This is a genomic window from Flavobacterium aureirubrum, assembly GCF_038739835.1.
Taxonomy (GTDB): Bacteria; Bacteroidota; Bacteroidia; order Flavobacteriales; family Flavobacteriaceae; genus Flavobacterium; species Flavobacterium aureirubrum.
The window spans coordinates 1-245 of record NZ_JBCGDO010000177.1 but is presented as its reverse complement, the minus strand read 5'-3'; the positions used below and the strand labels follow the sequence as shown (position 1 = coordinate 245).

Here is a 245-nt window from a genome sequence, read left to right as displayed (position 1 = left end):
CATATAATGAACCAAACTACGATGGTATGGGCGTAGCAAACGGACATCTTGTCGTAAGACCATATCTAGAAAATGGAATAGAAAAAATCAAAGTTTGGTTTTACACCACAAACAACGTGCTGTTTACAGACGGTCAAGGAAACCCAACCCAAAATCCTGAACCGTTTAAACTCCCTTTTGGCGAATATATTTTAATAAAACAATAATCCATTTTCTAACCCAATAACCCCGATAGCGCATTCTAT

At 37.1% G+C, this 245-nt stretch carries 1 protein-coding gene; it reads left to right on the top strand.

The features are described from left to right. Positions 1-206 (top strand): hypothetical protein (locus tag WFZ85_RS16405; RefSeq protein ID WP_342697297.1); only part of this gene is annotated, 206 nt, incomplete at its 5' end. Positions 207-245 lie beyond the last annotated feature (39 nt).